At 65.2% G+C, this 14,344-nt stretch carries 16 protein-coding genes; 6 read left to right on the top strand and 10 right to left on the bottom strand.

What is annotated here, in order from left to right; genetic code table 11:
- Window positions 1-47: 47 nt before the first annotated feature.
- Complete coding sequence (locus ACFQ4E_RS02815) at window positions 48-1,859, top strand: M3 family oligoendopeptidase (RefSeq protein WP_386801401.1); 1,812 nt, start codon at window positions 48-50, stop codon at window positions 1,857-1,859.
- Here the strand turns inward: ACFQ4E_RS02815 and ACFQ4E_RS02810 are convergent, their stop codons facing one another.
- Window positions 1,860-3,611, bottom strand: a complete 1,752-nt coding sequence (locus tag ACFQ4E_RS02810) for a hypothetical protein (protein WP_386801400.1) — start codon at window positions 3,609-3,611, stop codon at window positions 1,860-1,862.
- Window positions 3,608-4,597, bottom strand: a complete 990-nt coding sequence (locus ACFQ4E_RS02805) for an NAD(P)H-quinone oxidoreductase (protein ID WP_386801399.1) — start codon at window positions 4,595-4,597, stop codon at window positions 3,608-3,610. Before ACFQ4E_RS02805 ends, ACFQ4E_RS02810 begins: the two co-directional genes overlap by 4 nt.
- A 96-nt stretch (window positions 4,598-4,693) precedes the next feature.
- On the opposite strand from ACFQ4E_RS02805, the gene ACFQ4E_RS02800 reads away from it, so the two are divergent.
- Window positions 4,694-5,026 (top strand): hypothetical protein, encoded by a 333-nt coding sequence (locus ACFQ4E_RS02800; protein WP_386801398.1) that lies wholly within the window; start codon window positions 4,694-4,696, stop codon window positions 5,024-5,026.
- Here the strand turns inward: ACFQ4E_RS02800 and ACFQ4E_RS02795 are convergent.
- The gene (locus ACFQ4E_RS02795; protein WP_386801397.1) at window positions 5,017-5,703 is read right to left on the bottom strand and encodes a COQ9 family protein; all 687 of its coding nucleotides are present in this window, start codon (window positions 5,701-5,703) and stop codon (window positions 5,017-5,019) included. The genes ACFQ4E_RS02800 and ACFQ4E_RS02795 overlap by 10 nt on opposite strands.
- 124 nt (window positions 5,704-5,827) lie before the next feature.
- Here ACFQ4E_RS02795 and rpsU point away from each other — a divergent pair, with 124 nt between their 5' ends.
- Window positions 5,828-6,034 (top strand): 30S ribosomal protein S21, encoded by a 207-nt coding sequence (gene rpsU, locus ACFQ4E_RS02790; protein ID WP_005614280.1) that lies wholly within the window; start codon window positions 5,828-5,830, stop codon window positions 6,032-6,034.
- A gap of 97 nt (window positions 6,035-6,131) precedes the next feature.
- Here rpsU and ACFQ4E_RS02785 read toward each other — a convergent pair whose 3' ends face one another.
- From ACFQ4E_RS02785 to ACFQ4E_RS02775, 3 genes are all read right to left on the bottom strand, one after another.
- Window positions 6,132-6,755 (bottom strand): MliC family protein, encoded by a 624-nt coding sequence (locus tag ACFQ4E_RS02785; protein ID WP_386801396.1) that lies wholly within the window; start codon window positions 6,753-6,755, stop codon window positions 6,132-6,134.
- 56 nt (window positions 6,756-6,811) lie between these two features.
- On the bottom strand, window positions 6,812-8,467 hold the full coding sequence (locus ACFQ4E_RS02780; protein ID WP_386801395.1) for a BCCT family transporter: 1,656 nt from the start codon (window positions 8,465-8,467) through the stop codon (window positions 6,812-6,814).
- 165 nt (window positions 8,468-8,632) lie between these two features.
- Complete coding sequence (locus ACFQ4E_RS02775; RefSeq protein WP_386801394.1) at window positions 8,633-9,088, bottom strand: Lrp/AsnC family transcriptional regulator; 456 nt, start codon at window positions 9,086-9,088, stop codon at window positions 8,633-8,635.
- A 151-nt stretch (window positions 9,089-9,239) separates the two neighbouring features.
- Between ACFQ4E_RS02775 and ald the strand changes: the two genes are divergently transcribed.
- Both ald and ACFQ4E_RS02765 read left to right on the top strand, forming a co-directional pair.
- Window positions 9,240-10,358: an alanine dehydrogenase gene (ald, locus tag ACFQ4E_RS02770; protein ID WP_386801393.1), complete on the top strand. Its 1,119-nt coding sequence runs from the start codon at window positions 9,240-9,242 to the stop codon at window positions 10,356-10,358.
- A gap of 37 nt (window positions 10,359-10,395) precedes the next feature.
- On the top strand, window positions 10,396-10,764 hold the full coding sequence (locus ACFQ4E_RS02765) for a YigZ family protein (RefSeq protein ID WP_386801392.1): 369 nt from the start codon (window positions 10,396-10,398) through the stop codon (window positions 10,762-10,764).
- Between the two features lie 3 nt (window positions 10,765-10,767).
- Here the strand turns inward: ACFQ4E_RS02765 and ACFQ4E_RS02760 are convergent, their stop codons facing one another.
- The gene (locus tag ACFQ4E_RS02760) at window positions 10,768-11,037 is read right to left on the bottom strand and encodes a DksA/TraR family C4-type zinc finger protein (protein WP_386801391.1); all 270 of its coding nucleotides are present in this window, start codon (window positions 11,035-11,037) and stop codon (window positions 10,768-10,770) included.
- 78 nt (window positions 11,038-11,115) lie between these two features.
- Here ACFQ4E_RS02760 and ACFQ4E_RS02755 point away from each other — a divergent pair, with 78 nt between their 5' ends.
- Window positions 11,116-11,649, top strand: a complete 534-nt coding sequence (locus ACFQ4E_RS02755; protein ID WP_386801390.1) for a glutathione peroxidase — start codon at window positions 11,116-11,118, stop codon at window positions 11,647-11,649.
- Here the strand turns inward: ACFQ4E_RS02755 and ACFQ4E_RS02750 are convergent.
- The 3 genes from ACFQ4E_RS02750 to betA all read right to left on the bottom strand — a co-directional run bounded on the left by ACFQ4E_RS02750 (window position 11,630) and on the right by betA (window position 14,335).
- Window positions 11,630-11,875: a YdcH family protein gene (locus tag ACFQ4E_RS02750; protein ID WP_386801389.1), complete on the bottom strand. Its 246-nt coding sequence runs from the start codon at window positions 11,873-11,875 to the stop codon at window positions 11,630-11,632. The two genes, ACFQ4E_RS02755 and ACFQ4E_RS02750, sit on opposite strands and share 20 nt — an antisense overlap.
- A gap of 107 nt (window positions 11,876-11,982) precedes the next feature.
- The gene (locus ACFQ4E_RS02745; protein ID WP_386801388.1) at window positions 11,983-12,630 is read right to left on the bottom strand and encodes a thermonuclease family protein; all 648 of its coding nucleotides are present in this window, start codon (window positions 12,628-12,630) and stop codon (window positions 11,983-11,985) included.
- 64 nt (window positions 12,631-12,694) lie between these two features.
- Complete coding sequence (betA, locus tag ACFQ4E_RS02740) at window positions 12,695-14,335, bottom strand: choline dehydrogenase (protein WP_386801387.1); 1,641 nt, start codon at window positions 14,333-14,335, stop codon at window positions 12,695-12,697.
- Window positions 14,336-14,344: the final 9 nt, after the last annotated feature.

The following is a 14,344-nucleotide window of genomic DNA, read 5'->3' as shown; positions in this document are numbered from 1 at the left end:
CCCGCGCAGGCCACGTTCCACAGCGACACGAGTTACAGGAGCCGCTCATGACCTTCCGTCCCGTTTTCGACGCCAATGCCTCTCACGGGGGCCGCGATCTGGGCGATCTGCCCGAATGGGACCTGAGCGATCTCTACACCGCGCCGGACGCGCCCGAACTCAAGCGCGATCTCGACTGGCTCGAGCAGGCCTGCGCCAGCTTCGCCGCCGATTACGAGGGCAAAATCGACACGCTCGACGCGCGCGGGTTCCTCGAGATGGTCGAGCGGAACGAGAAGATCCAGTCGGTCGCCGGGCGCATCATGTCCTTCGCGGGCCTGCGCTATTATCAGCTGACGACCGATGCCGGGCGGGCCAAGTTCCTGTCGGACATGCAGGAGAAGATCACCATATACACCACGCCCCTGGTGTTCTTCACGCTCGAGCTGAACCGCCTGCCCGATGACCGCTACGCGACGCTCTTCGCCGATGGCGATCTGGCGCGCTACAAGCCCGCCTTCGACCGCATCCGGGCGCTGAAGCCCTACCAGCTCTCGGACGAGATGGAGAAGTTCCTGCACGACATGGGCGTCGTCGGCGACGCCTGGGAGCGGCTCTTCGACGAGACCATCGCCGGTCTTGAGTTCGAGATCGACGGCGAGGTGATGGGGATCGAGGCGACGCTCAACAATCTGACCGAGCAGGACCGCGAGAAGCGCGAGGCCGCCGCGCATGAGCTGGCGCGGGTGTTCGGCGCGAACATCAAGACCTTCGCCCGGGTGCACAACACCCAGGCCAAGGAAAAGGAGGTCATGGACCGCTGGCGCGGCATGCCCACCCCGCAGACCGGGCGGCACCTGTCGAACGACGTGGAGCCAGAGGTGGTCGAGGCGCTGCGCAACGCCGTGGTCGCGGCCTATCCCAAGCTCTCGCACCGCTATTACGAGCTCAAGCGCAAGTGGCTGGGGCTCGACCGGATGCAGGTCTGGGACCGCAACGCGCCCTTGCCGATGGAAGAGACCCGCACCGTCGGCTGGACCGACGCGCGCGCCACGGTGATGGATGCCTATTGCGAGTTCGATCCCAAGATGGCCGAGATCGCCGAGCCGTTCTTCGACCGGGGCTGGATCGACGCGGGCGTGAAGCCCGGCAAGGCACCCGGCGCCTTCGCGCATCCCACCGTGACCGATGTCCATCCGTACGTGATGCTCAACTATCTCGGCAAACCGCGCGACGTGATGACGCTGGCCCATGAGCTTGGCCACGGCGTGCACCAGGTGCTGGCCGCCGGTCAGGGCGAGATGCTGTCCTCGACCCCGCTGACACTCGCCGAGACCGCAAGCGTCTTCGGCGAGATGCTGACCTTCCGCCGGATGCTGCGCAACGCCAAGGACGATGCCGAGAAGAAGGTGCTTCTGGCGGGCAAGGTCGAGGACATGATCAACACGGTCGTGCGCCAGATCGCGTTCTACGATTTCGAGTGCAAGCTGCACGACGCCCGCCGCGGCGGCGAGCTGACGCCCGAGGATATCAACGCGCTCTGGATGTCGGTGCAGGCCGAGAGCCTCGGGCCGGCTTTCGATTTCATGGACGGCTACGAGACCTTCTGGGCCTATATCCCGCATTTCGTCCACTCGCCCTTCTACGTCTACGCCTATGCGTTCGGCGACGGGCTGGTGAACGCGCTCTATGCCGAATACGAGGCCAATCCCGACGGCTTCCAGGAGAAGTATTTCGACATGCTCCGCGCGGGCGGCTCGAAACACCACACCGATCTCCTAGCGCCCTTCGGCCTCGACGCGACCGACCCAGCCTTCTGGGACAAGGGCCTCGGCATGATCTCGAGCTTCATCGACGAGTTGGAGGCGATGGAGGGCTGATCAGCCCTCGACCTCGTAGATCAGAAGCGACGCCTCCGGCTGCGAGACGAGCCGGAGGCTCAATCCTTCGGGAACCTCGCCCTGCGACAGCGCCGCGCCAACTGACCCCTCACCGCCATAGGGATTGCCGCGGCACATCACCACGTAATCCGCGCCGGTCGCTTCAAGGCGGATCGCGAAGTCTTCGGGGTTTTCCGAGAAGCCGATTGTTCCGTTTACCAGTGCGTCGGGACTGCGGTGATAGCTTGCGCCGGTGATGGAGTGTTTTGTTGCCTCAAGGATCACCGGTCCCAGGTTCAGCGGGTTGTAGACCGTACCTGCCGGGAATTCGGTAAGAGACGTGATGCTGGCTCGGTCGCAATTGGCATCGGCAGCAAGAGTTACCGGCTTTTTCTCCTGAGGTAGGAAAATGCCTAGAGTGAAGGCGAAAATCGAAGGCGACAAAAGCGCGACAATTAAGACCGTCGAGATCGGACGACGCGACGGCCGTTTCGGGTCCGACAGATAGGCGGCAGTGACGACACCCGCCGCGATAGGAAGCGCTGCGAGCGCCCAAAGAATAAGCCGGAGTTGAATTAGAGACCCCACGAAGCCAAGCGTTATCGAACCTAATAAAACCGCACGCGCATCGCGCTGATCCTCGCGGATACGCAAACGAAGAAGCAGGAGAATAGCTGCGATCACGGGAAGAACGTACTGTATCGCCGTCGTGGGAGAGTGCAGTAACATTCGGTATGATGGGAGGTTTTCCAAGACGCCCGCGATGACGCGATCTCGGATATCCTGGGGTACCATTGCATAAGGCCCATCGCCACATTGTTGGCTGATCGGAATGAGCGCAAAACCAACGAAAGCGGTTAGCGCGCCCCCCCCTAAAATCTGAGCGCGGCGACTGGATAAGCGGTCGAGAAGCGGCGGCAACAGACAACCGTAGAACGCCGCAGCTCCGCAAACTGCCAGAATTGGCACGGCCAGTTCGTCGCAATGCGTCACGAGCCACTGATCTAGAGGCGTCTGAAGAAGAAAGAGAAGAAACGCGCAAAGGACTAAGGTCAGGCCGAAATCGCGAATCAGCTTTCGGTCTTCGACCGGGCCAAATACTGCCCGTAAACTTAGAACCACGCCGAGCCCTCCGAGAACAGCCACGCCCTCCAGGCCAACTGCGAGCGCCACCGCGCCAGCGATGCCTCCCCAGAAACCGGCTTTACGCGAACGGGAAAGCGCCGCCCAGACCATCCCGGCCATAAGAACGATCTGGAGACCATGATGGTCTATGTTGCCATACCGGAAATGCGTAAGAACAAAGACGGGAATGAGCAGCGCAGCAAACATCGCGGCGATCGCGGCACCCGGTCCGAAGCGTTCTCGCGCCGCCGAGGCCGAGATCGCCAACAAAGCCAAAAGCAGTAAAAACGGCCAAGCGATCAGCAGCGCTATTTCTGCGTCCTCGCGCGACATGAGCTGCGAAAATAGTAGCAACAGGACGCCGAGCGCGCCATCAAACAGCCGTGACCAATGGAGGTCCAGGCCCTCGGGGGGAATAACGCGATGCTGAGTTGTGTCGAACCACCCCTGCCCTGCTAAGAGATCACGGACCTGTACGAGGCGCAAAGTGGAATCTGGGTCGGTCGTTAGTGATCCTCGCTGCCCAAGAGCGACCATGAGGAAGATGGCGAGACAGACCGCCGCAAGGCTCCAGAACACCGGCCAAACCGCCCGGTCCCAGCCCGAGCGCGCCTTTGCGTCGTTCATCCCCCGGCGACCTCCAGGACGATCTTGCCGATATGGTCCGAGGCTTCCATTCGGGCATGCGCCGTGGAGGCGTCGGCCAGCGCGAAGGTTTGGTCCATGATCGGGCGCACGCGGCCCGCGTCGAGAAGAGGCCAGACCTCGGAGCGGAGCACCTCGGCGATGCGGGCCTTGGCGAGGTCGGATTGCGGGCGCAGCGTCGAGCCGGTGATCGTCAGCCGCCGCATCATCAGTTGCGCGAAGTTGAGCTCGATCTTCGGACCCTGCAGGAAGGCGATCTGCACCAGGCGCCCGTCATCGGCCAGCGCCTTGACGTTGCGCGGCAGGTAGGAGCCGCCGACCATGTCGAGAATCAGGTCGGCGCCGCCCTCGGCACGGATGACCTCGACGAAATCCTCGTCGCGGTAATTGATGGCGCGCTCGGCGCCGAGATCGGTGCAGGTCCGGCATTTCTCGTCGGAGCCTGCGGTGGCGAAGACCCGCGCGCCCAGCACATGGGCCAGCTGGATCGCGGTCGTGCCGATCCCGGAGGACCCGCCATGGACCAGAAAGCGCTCGCCCGCCTTGAGAGCGCCGCGCTGGAAGACGTTCGACCAGACGGTGAAATAGGTCTCGGGCAGGCAGGCGGCCTCCTTGAGGCTCAGGCCCGTGGGCACCGGCAGGCAATGGGCCGCTGGCGTCGCCACGTATTCGGCATAGCCCCCGCCCGGCAGGAGCGCGCAGACCGTGTCGCCGACCGAAAGCTCGGTCACGCCGGGACCGGTGGCCACGACCTCGCCCGAGGCCTCGAGCCCCGGCAGGTCCGAGGCATCGGGGGGCGGTGCGTAGAGACCGGCGCGTTGGAGGGCATCGGGACGGTTCACGCCCGCATAGGCGACGCGGATCACGACCTGGCCATGGCCGGGCTCGGGCACCGGGCGATCGACCGGGGTCAGCACCTCGGGTCCGCCCGCCTCGCGTATCTCCACCGCGCGCATCGTTTCGCTCATCGCCGCCTCCGTCATCTCTTCGGGCGGAGAGTGGCGCGTCGGACCCGCCGGGGCAACCGAATTGCCGAAGCCGTCGCCGAGCGTTACCTATGCGCCATGATCTGGCTGTCTTTCATCGTGAATGTCGTGGTTCTGGTGCCGGTCCTTGCGGGGATCTGGCGCGACCATCCGCGCATGACAGAGGTGTTCGGCCCAGATACCCCGGCGCGGCGCGTTCTGGCCTGTTTCTATGCGACCATCCTCTGCGCCTCGCTTGCCGCGCTGGTCTTTCCGGACAAGGCCGGGGAGATCGCGCACACGCTCTTTCCCCTGCAGATCCTCTACAAGCTGATGAGCCTGCCGGCGCTCGGCCTCCGCCACCCGGTCGCGCGCGTGAACGCGGCGGTCGCGGCGCTCCACACCGCGACGATGGTGACCTTCTACACCTGAGGACCTGGCCCCGACTGGCCCGGCACGTCCTGGCGCCGCGCGGGTGCGCGGACCCGAGACAGGACCGCGTTCGGAAGAGCGAAGACGCTTTTCAGGAGCGGGTTCTCGCGGACCTTGGCCTTGGCGGTCTCGATCCGCATGACGTCCTCGATCCGGCGGTCGAGGAAATCCCAGGTCGCCTGTGCCCCGACGGAATCGTCGCCGAGCCAGAAGAGGACGGTGGACGAGTAGACCCCCGCCAGCGTCGCCCGCTTGGTGTACCAGTTGATGTCCCTCGACGTGTCGCCGAGCGCGGACCAGATCGCGTCGGCGGTCTCCCAGATCAGCTTGGCGCCTTCGGGGGCGTAGGGCGGCAATGCGAAGAGCGTCGTGCCGCGGCGCACCGCCTCGCGATCCTCGGACGCCTCGATCCTGAGCCGCACCGCCTGGGCGACCTTGTCGCGGAAGCGCATGTTCGAGAGATCGGACGCGGCCAGCCGCTCGCGCATGATCCGGTCGCCCCGACGATGATAGGCCACCGACAGATCGACCGCGCCCCTGGGAAACAGGCCCCGCGCGACCACCGGATCGACGCCCGAATCCTCGATCGCGGCCCGGAAGGTGGTGTCGGACCAGCCATCGAACGCCACATGCACAAGCGCGGCGTCGAGCAGCGTTTCGGTCGGATCATCGGTCATGTCTGGCGTCTCCCGGGGCATTTTTTCCAGCGTCTCCGCATACTAGACAAGCTAGGGGCGACTTGCTATACGGCCACCTCCTGCAAACTTTGCAACTCAAACCTAGAAAGGTGGTGACAACCACATGCAGGTCAGCGTTCGCGACAACAATGTCGATCAGGCGCTTCGTGCCCTGAAGAAGAAGCTGCAGCGCGAAGGCGTGTTCCGTGAAATGAAGCTCAAGCAGCATTTCGAGAAACCGTCCGAGAAGAAAGCGCGCGAGAAGGCAGAGGCTATCCGCCGTGCCCGCAAGCTGGCGCGCAAGAAAGCGCAGCGAGAGGGTCTGCTTTAAGCACACCCCTTCATCGCACGAAAAGACGACGACCCCCGGGGCGAGAGCCTTTCGGGGGTTTGTCATGTCTGGGGGTGCGGCTTGGTGCTTGGGGGCGTTATTCGGACCCGATCTCGCAGGCCATCTCGACCCCGCCCGGCGGCATGAAGAGCGCCTCCTGCCCCTTCGTCCAGAAGGTCACCGGCTGCCCGTCATAGAAGACGCCGTCATAGATCGCGCCCGACGCGGTCTCGGCGCGGGTCAGGACGACGGCGTTCTCCCCCCAGAGGAGCGAGACGAGCGTCGTCGCGAAGACCGCCTGCACGGGCGTGTCGAGGCCGCCGCAGGTGACCTGCCAGGGTCCGGTGCTGATCGCGTCGGCACTCTCCACCTGGGTGGCGGGATAGCTGGCGCGCAGCTCGTGGATGCGCGTCGCGTAGCTCGCCGCGACGCAGTCGATCAGGGCGACCTCGGCCTTCCAGCACTCGTTCCGGCCCTTGATCCAGCCGCGCTGGAAGCTCTGCAGCATGTCGAGCGGCTCTCCCTCGACCGAGGCCGTCGCAAGCTCGTAGAGCCGCGCCGTCTCGAGATCGAGCGCGGCAAGCGCGTCCGAGGCGCAGACCGCCTCTTCGGCGGCGCCGTCGGCCTTGGTGCAATCGAAACTGGGAGACAGCGTCTGTGCGACGGCCGGAATCCCCGCGGCCGATGTCAGCACCATTACCAGACCGAAGGACCATTTCATCGCGTCACGTCTCCCAAAAGAAAACCCCCGCGCGGGATGCGCGGGGGTCTTGATCGTTACTCTGCCGGAGCGCCCCATTCGGTGGGTGCCCGCTGCGGCTCCGAGCCGTAAAGCTCGCCCGGCAGCTCCTTCGGCATGGCGTGATCCGCCTGCCGGTCGTTCTCGTATTGCTGGTTGTGGCGATAGACCATGAGGTCATCCCAACTGAGCGCCTTGAAGAGGCCCCAGGTGATAAGGCCCACGACGATCGCGAAGGGGAAGCCCGCGACCACCGCCGCCGCCTGCAGCGCGCCCAGACCACCCGCGAGCAGAAGGACCGAGGCCACGCAGCCTTCGGCGACCGCCCAGAAGATCCGCTGGACCTTCGGCGGGTTCGGATCGCCGCCCGCGGTCAGCATGTCGATCACGAAGCTGCCCGAGTCCGACGACGTCACGAACCACAGCACGATCAGGATGATCGCGAAGCCCGACATCAGGTCCGAGGCCGGGAAGTAGTCGAGAAGCGCGAACATCGCGTCGCCGTAATCGTTCTTGGTCGCCTCGACGAGCGTCTGATCGCCCGAGAGCGAGATCTTCAGCGCGGTGCCGCCAAAGGCGGAGAACCAGAAGAACATGATCGAGGTCGGCAGGAGCATGACGCCGAGAACGAACTCGCGGATCGTCCGGCCGCGCGAGATGCGCGCGATAAAGACGCCGACGAAGGGCGACCAGGAGATCCACCAGGCCCAGTAGAAGATGGTCCAGCTGTTCTGCCAGGTGCCGCCATCGGTCCAGGCCTCGGCCCAGGTGCCGAAGGACACGAGCTGCGCGACGTAGTTGCCGTAATTCTCGACGAAATTGTCGAACATGAAGAGCGTCGGGCCGACGATCAGCATGAAGATCAGGAAGAGGAAGCTCAGGATGATGTTGAGGTTCGACAGTCGCTTGATGCCGCCGTCGAGGCCCGCCACCACCGAGATCGTCGCAAGCGCCGTGATGCCCGCGATCACCGCGATCTGGATATAGACCGACTGGCCGATGCCGAAGACCGTGCCGAGGCCCGAGTTGATCTGCATCGCGCCGAGACCCAGCGAGGTCACGATGCCGAACATCGTGCCGAAGACCGCGAGGATGTCGACCACGTCACCCCAGAAGCCGAAGATGCGGTCTCCGAGGATCGGGTAGAGCGCCGAGCGGATGGTCAGCGGCAGCCCTTTGCGGAAGTGGAAATAGGCGAGGCTCAGCGCGACGACGGCGTAGACCGCCCAGCCGTGGAAGCCCCAGTGCATGAAGGAGATCACCATCGCCTGACGCGCGGCTTCCTGCGTCTCGGCGTCGCCCATCGGCGGCGAGAAATAGTGGTAGAGCGGCTCGGCCACGGCCCAGTAGATCAGGCCGATCCCGATCCCCGCCGAGAACAGCATCGCGGTCCAGCTGAAGATATCGTAGCGCGGCGCCTCGTCCATCTTGCCCAGCCGGATGTCGCCGAACTTGCCGAACGCGAGGTAGATCGTCGCGAGGACGAGGACGTTGACCTGGATGATCAGCGCCCAGCCGAAATTGCCGGCAAGCCAGCTTTGCATTCCGCCGAAGACGGTGTTTGCGGTCTCGTTGAAGAGACCTCCGAAGATGATGAAACCGACGATCAGGATTGCCGAAACCGAAAAGACCCGCCGATTTACCTTCGGGAAGAACAGCAGCGGTTCCTGCTGCATTCCGAAGCGATCCTTCATGAAGTCATCCCCCTTTTTTCATTGTTTTTTAGACGCTGGCGACGTCTCAGCTTATGGCGGCGCGAGGCCTTCGCCGACGCGCACCATAAGTCTCGAAAACGTGAACGGAGGGATAATGTTCCCGATTTTCTTACGCTGCAGCCGCGAGATAGCGGCGGCACTGGCTCACACAGGCAGCGCCGTGGTGCGGCTGACCGTCTTGAGCGAGAAGCTCGAATGCATCTGGGTGACATGCGGTAGGCGCGACAGGTAGAGCCGGTGGATGCGGGCGAAATCCTCGGTATCGCGGGCCACGACCTTCAAAAGGTAATCCGCCGTGCCCGCCATCAGGTGGCACTCCAGCACGTCGGGAACGCGCTTGACGGCGGTCTCGAAGGCATCGAGCACCTCTTCGGACTGGCCCGAGAGCGTGATCTCGACGAAGACCGTGGTCGGCAGGTCGAGCTTTCTTTCGTCCAGAAGCCCGACATAGCCCCGGATATAGCCGTCGGTTTCGAGCCGCTGCACGCGGCGATGGCAGGAGGACGGCGACAGGTGCACCTGTTCGGCCAAATCCGCGTTGGAGATTCGTCCCGAGATCTGCAAAGCGCGCAGGATACGGCGATCCATATCATCCAGCATGTCGAATAATCATCCGTCTTGACTTCGTTCTTCCGAAGACTATTCGGATGTTATCGCTCACTGGGCAAGAGTTTCGTCGGAACTTGCAACCCGCCTCTCCTAGTTTGTCCTCAGAAAACAACGACACCTCAAAGCCCTAGGAGGAGACGAGATGAAGATTGGTTGCCCCACCGAGATCAAGGCCCAGGAATTCCGCGTCGGCATGACCCCGGACGCCGCGGCCGAAGCGATCGCGCATGGCCACGAGGTTCTGATCCAGAAAGGCGCGGGCGTCGGCGCGGGCTTCGAGGACAGCGATTACGAGGCGCAGGGCGCGCGCATCGTCGACACCGCCGAGGCAGTCTTCGACGAGGCCGAGATGATCGTGAAGGTCAAGGAGCCGCAGGCCTCCGAGCGCAAGATGCTGTCCGAGGGCCAGATCCTCTTCACCTATCTCCACCTCGCCCCCGACCGGGCGCAGACCGAGGACCTGATTGCTTCGGGCGCGACCTGCATCGCCTACGAGACCGTGACGGATGCCAAGGGCGGCCTGCCGCTCCTCGCGCCGATGTCCGAGGTCGCGGGCAAGCTCGCCCCGCAGATGGGCGCCTGGACGCTGCAGAAGGCCAATGGCGGCCGCGGCGTGCTGATGGGCGGCGTGCCCGGCGTGTTCCCGGCGCGCGTGGTCGTCATCGGCGGCGGCACCGTCGGCCAGAACGCGGCCGTGGTCGCGCAGGGCATGGGCGCGGATGTGGTCGTGCTCGACCGCTCGCTGCCGCGCCTGCGCCAGCTCGACGATCTCTACAAGGACCGCTTCAAGACGATCTACGCCTCGAAGGCCGCAACCGCCGAGCTGGTGGCCGAGGCCGACATGGTGATCGGCGCGGTGCTCGTCCCCGGTGCGGCTGCGCCCAAGCTCGTCAGCCGCGAGCAGCTCTCGGGCATGAAGCCCGGCGCGGTGCTGGTGGACGTGGCAATCGACCAGGGCGGCTGTTTCGAGACCTCCAAGGCCACGACGCACCAGGATCCGGTCTACGAGGTCGACGGCGTGATGCATTACTGCGTCGCCAACATGCCCGGCGCGGTGGCCCGCACCTCAACCATGGCGCTCAACAACGCGACCATGCCGTTCATGCTGGCTCTGGCCGACAAGGGCTGGAAGACGGCTTGTGCCGACGATCCGCATCTGAAAGCGGGCCTCAACGTCCATGCGGGCAAGCTGACCTACGCGGCCGTGGGTGAAGCGCTCGGCATCGACGTCACCCCGGTCGACGAGGTCATCAACGCCTGAGCTTGCGCCGAACGCGTCCCCGAGGCATCAGGAGGCCATGTCCGGCCTCCTGATCCTTGATGGCGTGCTCACCGACCGCGGCTCGAAATACGCGGTGGCGGGCGCGCCTGCCACGTCGCGCGACGAGATCGACGCGCATCTCAAAGCGCTCAAGCGCAAGAAGAAATTCGCCAAGGCCACGCATAATTCCTGGGCCTGCCTGCTGCCCGAGGGTCCGGCGAAATCCGACGATGGCGAGGCGGGCGCGGGCATGGTGATCGTGCGGATGCTCGAGCGCGACGCGCTAGAGGGACACCTGATCGTCGTCACCCGATGGTTCGGCGGCACCCATCTCGGCGGAGACCGCTTCCGCCACATCCAGACCTGCGTCTCGGCCTATCTCGACGCGCTCCGCGAGGGGCGCTGAGCGTTATTTCAGCTGGCTGACCTTGCTGCCGCGCCGGTTGATGCCACCGCGCGACTGGTAGCGCCCGTCGCGCTCCTGCTGGCAATCGATGCAGAGCTTCACCCCGGGGATCGCCAGACGGCGCTTTTCCGGGATCGGCTCGTCGCATTCGGCGCAAAGGGTCAGGCTCTCGCCGCTCGGGCCCCGCCGCGCCTTCAGGCGCGCCAGCTCGTCCGAGATGGACGCCTCGATCTGTTCGCTCACCGCGCCGTCACGCGCCCATCCGCCCGCCATCTGCGACACCTTTCCACATGAAACTTGTCCGCCATGAAATACGTAGATGCTGGACCTGACCGCTTCAAGGACACCGACATGACCCGTCTCCTCGGCCTTTTCGCACTGATGCTTCTCGCCGCCCTGCCGCTTCGGGCCGAAGAGCGCTTCACCTTCGCGTCGATCGACGGCGGCGAGATCGACCTTGCCGACTGGCGCGGCGCGCCTGTTCTGGTGGTCAACACCGCGTCTCAATGCGGCTTCACCCCGCAATATGACGGGCTGCAGGCGCTGTGGGAGACCTATCGCGACCAGGGGCTGAAAGTGCTCGCGGTGCCTTCGGATGATTTCCGGCAGGAGTTCGCCTCGGCCGAGGCTGTCAAGGAGTTCTGCGAGGTCAATTTCTCGCTCACCCTGCCGATGACCGACATCACCCATGTCCGCGGACCCGACGCGCATCCCTTCTACGCCTGGGCGCGCGAGAGCGCCGGGTTCGAGCCTGCGTGGAACTTCAACAAGGTGCTGCTCGGCCCCGATGGCCAGGTGGTCGCCACCTATGGCAGCGCCACCCGGCCCATGAGCGCGCCGATCACAAGCGAGATCGAGGCGCTGCTCAGCCCCGGACGCGGGTGAGCGCGGCGTAAATCTCGTCCTTGAGCGCCGCCCGCGCCTTCCGGCGCGAGCTCTGCGTGGCGTCATCTGTCGGCGTAACGTCTGTCTCCATGCGGTGAATCTCCGAGTTCACATCGGCATATCTCTCGGCAAGCCGGGCGAAATGCGGGTCCGTTTGGCGCAGCTCGGCGATGTGCTCGCGGTGCTCGGGAAATTCCTCGGCGAGCTGGTGGGGAACGTGGGTCACTCTCGGCCTCCTGTCGGTGATGCTGTTACCGACAGGGATGCAGGGTCCGAGAGACGGGCGCCTTGATCGGGATCAATCGGGCCGCGCGCGAGGGCCTCCGTGAGGCCTCACCGCTTCGCCCGCCGCCATCCCGCCGCGCGGGCGGCGTCTTCAGAGCAGAACCAGCGCTCTCCCCTGCCCTCGTCGATGCGCGTCGCGGCGTAATCCGCCTGTCCCGGCATGTGGTAGATGCGGCCCGAGCCCGAGATATTGCCCTTGATCGCGCATCCCGCGGGCGCGGCTTCGGCCGGAGCGGAGCGTCGGATCGCCCGCCAATCCGCCGGGGTCTGCACCGAGGCCGCATGAAGACCGCGCCCGGCGACCGCCGCGGCCTTCTCGTCGAGATCGTAGTCCATCCCGTAACGGCGATAGGCGAAGGCCAGCCCCTCGGACACCAAGGCCTGTCCGACATCCGCGCCGCCGATGCGACACCGCGCGACGATCCGGCCGTAGCGGTCCCGGTCGACGGTCTCGCAGTCCGCGTCGCGCCCGTCGAAGCGGGCGCGCACTTCTGCGGTGACCCAGGCGCCGCATTCCCGGCCCGGAGCGCCGGGCGCGTTGCAAAGCTGATCGCGCTCGGGCGCGTCGATGGCGTAAAGCCGCACCTTGGCGCCGCCGACCTCGAACGTGTCGCCGTCGATCACACGCACCAAACCCGAGGGATCGGCCACAAGCGGGGTCGCGAGCAGCGACAGGAGTAAACAAAACCTGAACATCCCCTCCGTATCGGAGAGGATGCCCCGGCAATCAAGCGCGGAATTTACCGATCGTTAAGACGCCTTAACGCTGTGCGGTCTTCCAGTCGGGATGAATCCACGGCTCCACGTTCTCGGCGGGAAGGCTGCGGCCCAGAACGTGGTCGGCGATCTTCTCGCCCACCATGATCGAGGGCGCGTTGAGATTGCCATTGGTGATCCGCGGGAAGATCGAGCTGTCGGCGACGCGCAGGCCGTCGACGCCGATCACGCGACCTTCGGGATCGACCACGGCACCGGCGTCGTCCTTGGCGCCCATCCGGCAGGTGCCGCAGGGGTGGTAAGCGCTCTCGGCATGCTCACGCACGAAATCGTCCAGCGCCTCGTCGCTCTCGACCTCGGCGCCGGGCTGGATTTCGCGCCCTGCATAGGGCTCGAACGCCTCCTGCCCGAAGATCTCGCGCGTCAGACGGATACAGGTGCGGAACTCGGTCCAGTCATCCTCGTGGCTCATGTAGTTGAAGAAGATGCGCGGCGCGTCCTCGGGCTTGGCGCTCTTCAGCGTGACCTCGCCGCGGGACTTGGACCGCATCGGGCCGACATGCGCCTGAAATCCGTGCCCGTCCGCGGCGGTCTTGCCGTCGTAGCGGACCGCGAGCGGCAGGAAATGGTACTGGATGTCGGGATAGTCGATACCGGCGGCCGAACGGATGAAGCCCGCGCTTTCGAACTGGTTCGATGCCCCCGGCCCGGTCTTGGTGAAGAGCCAGCGCGCGCCGACATAGGCTTTGCCCAGCAGATTCCAGTAGGTGTAGAGCGAGACCGGCTTCAGGCATTGCATCTGGATGTAGAGCTCCAGGTGGTCCTGCAGGTTCTGCCCGACGCCCTTGCGGTCCGCGACGACCTCGATGCCGTGCTCGCGCAGATGCGCGGCGGGACCGACGCCCGACAGCATCAGGAGCTTCGGCGTGTTGAGCGAAGAGGCCGCGAGGATCACTTCGCGCGTGGCCGAGATCGTCTCGATCCCGTTCGGATGCGAGACCTCGACGCCGGTGGCGCGGCCGTTCTCGAAGACCACGCGGCGGGCGGTGGCGCGCACCAGTTCGGCGCCCATCTTCATCGCGGGACGCAGATAGGCATGGGCCGTGGACCAGCGGCGGCCCTTGTGGATGGTCGCCTCCATCGGGCCGAAGCCCTCCTGCTTCTCGCCGTTGTAATCGTCGGTCAGCTCGTAGCCCGCCTGCGCGCCCGCCTCGACGAAGGCTTGCGTCAGAGGGTTCTTGCGCGGACCGCGCGTGACATGCAGCGGACCCGAGGTGCCGCGCCAGCCCTCCTGCCCGCCGTGGGCGTGCTCCATCCGCTTGTAATAGGGCAGGACGTCGGCATAGCCCCAGCCCGCCGCGCCCTGGTCGCGCCAATGGTCGAAATCGCGCGCGTGGCCGCGCACATAGACCATGCCGTTGATCGAGGAGGAGCCGCCAATCACCCGCCCACGCGGGGTCGCGAGGCGGCGATTGTTGAGGTTCGGTTCCGGCTCGCTCTCGTAGCCCCAATCGTAGATCGGCATGTTCATCGGGAAGGACAGCGCGCCGGGCATCTGGATGAACGGCCCGCCATCCCAGCCTCCGGCCTCGATCACGATCACCGATTTGCCCGCCTCGGCGAGCCGGTAGGCCATGGCAGATCCGCCGGAGCCCGAGCCAACGATCACATATTCCGCCTGCATGACGCGTCA

The sequence above is a fragment of the Litorisediminicola beolgyonensis genome (assembly GCF_042679605.1).
Taxonomy (GTDB): domain Bacteria; phylum Pseudomonadota; class Alphaproteobacteria; order Rhodobacterales; family Rhodobacteraceae; genus Litorisediminicola; species Litorisediminicola beolgyonensis.
This window is presented reverse-complemented; position numbering and strand designations above follow the sequence as displayed.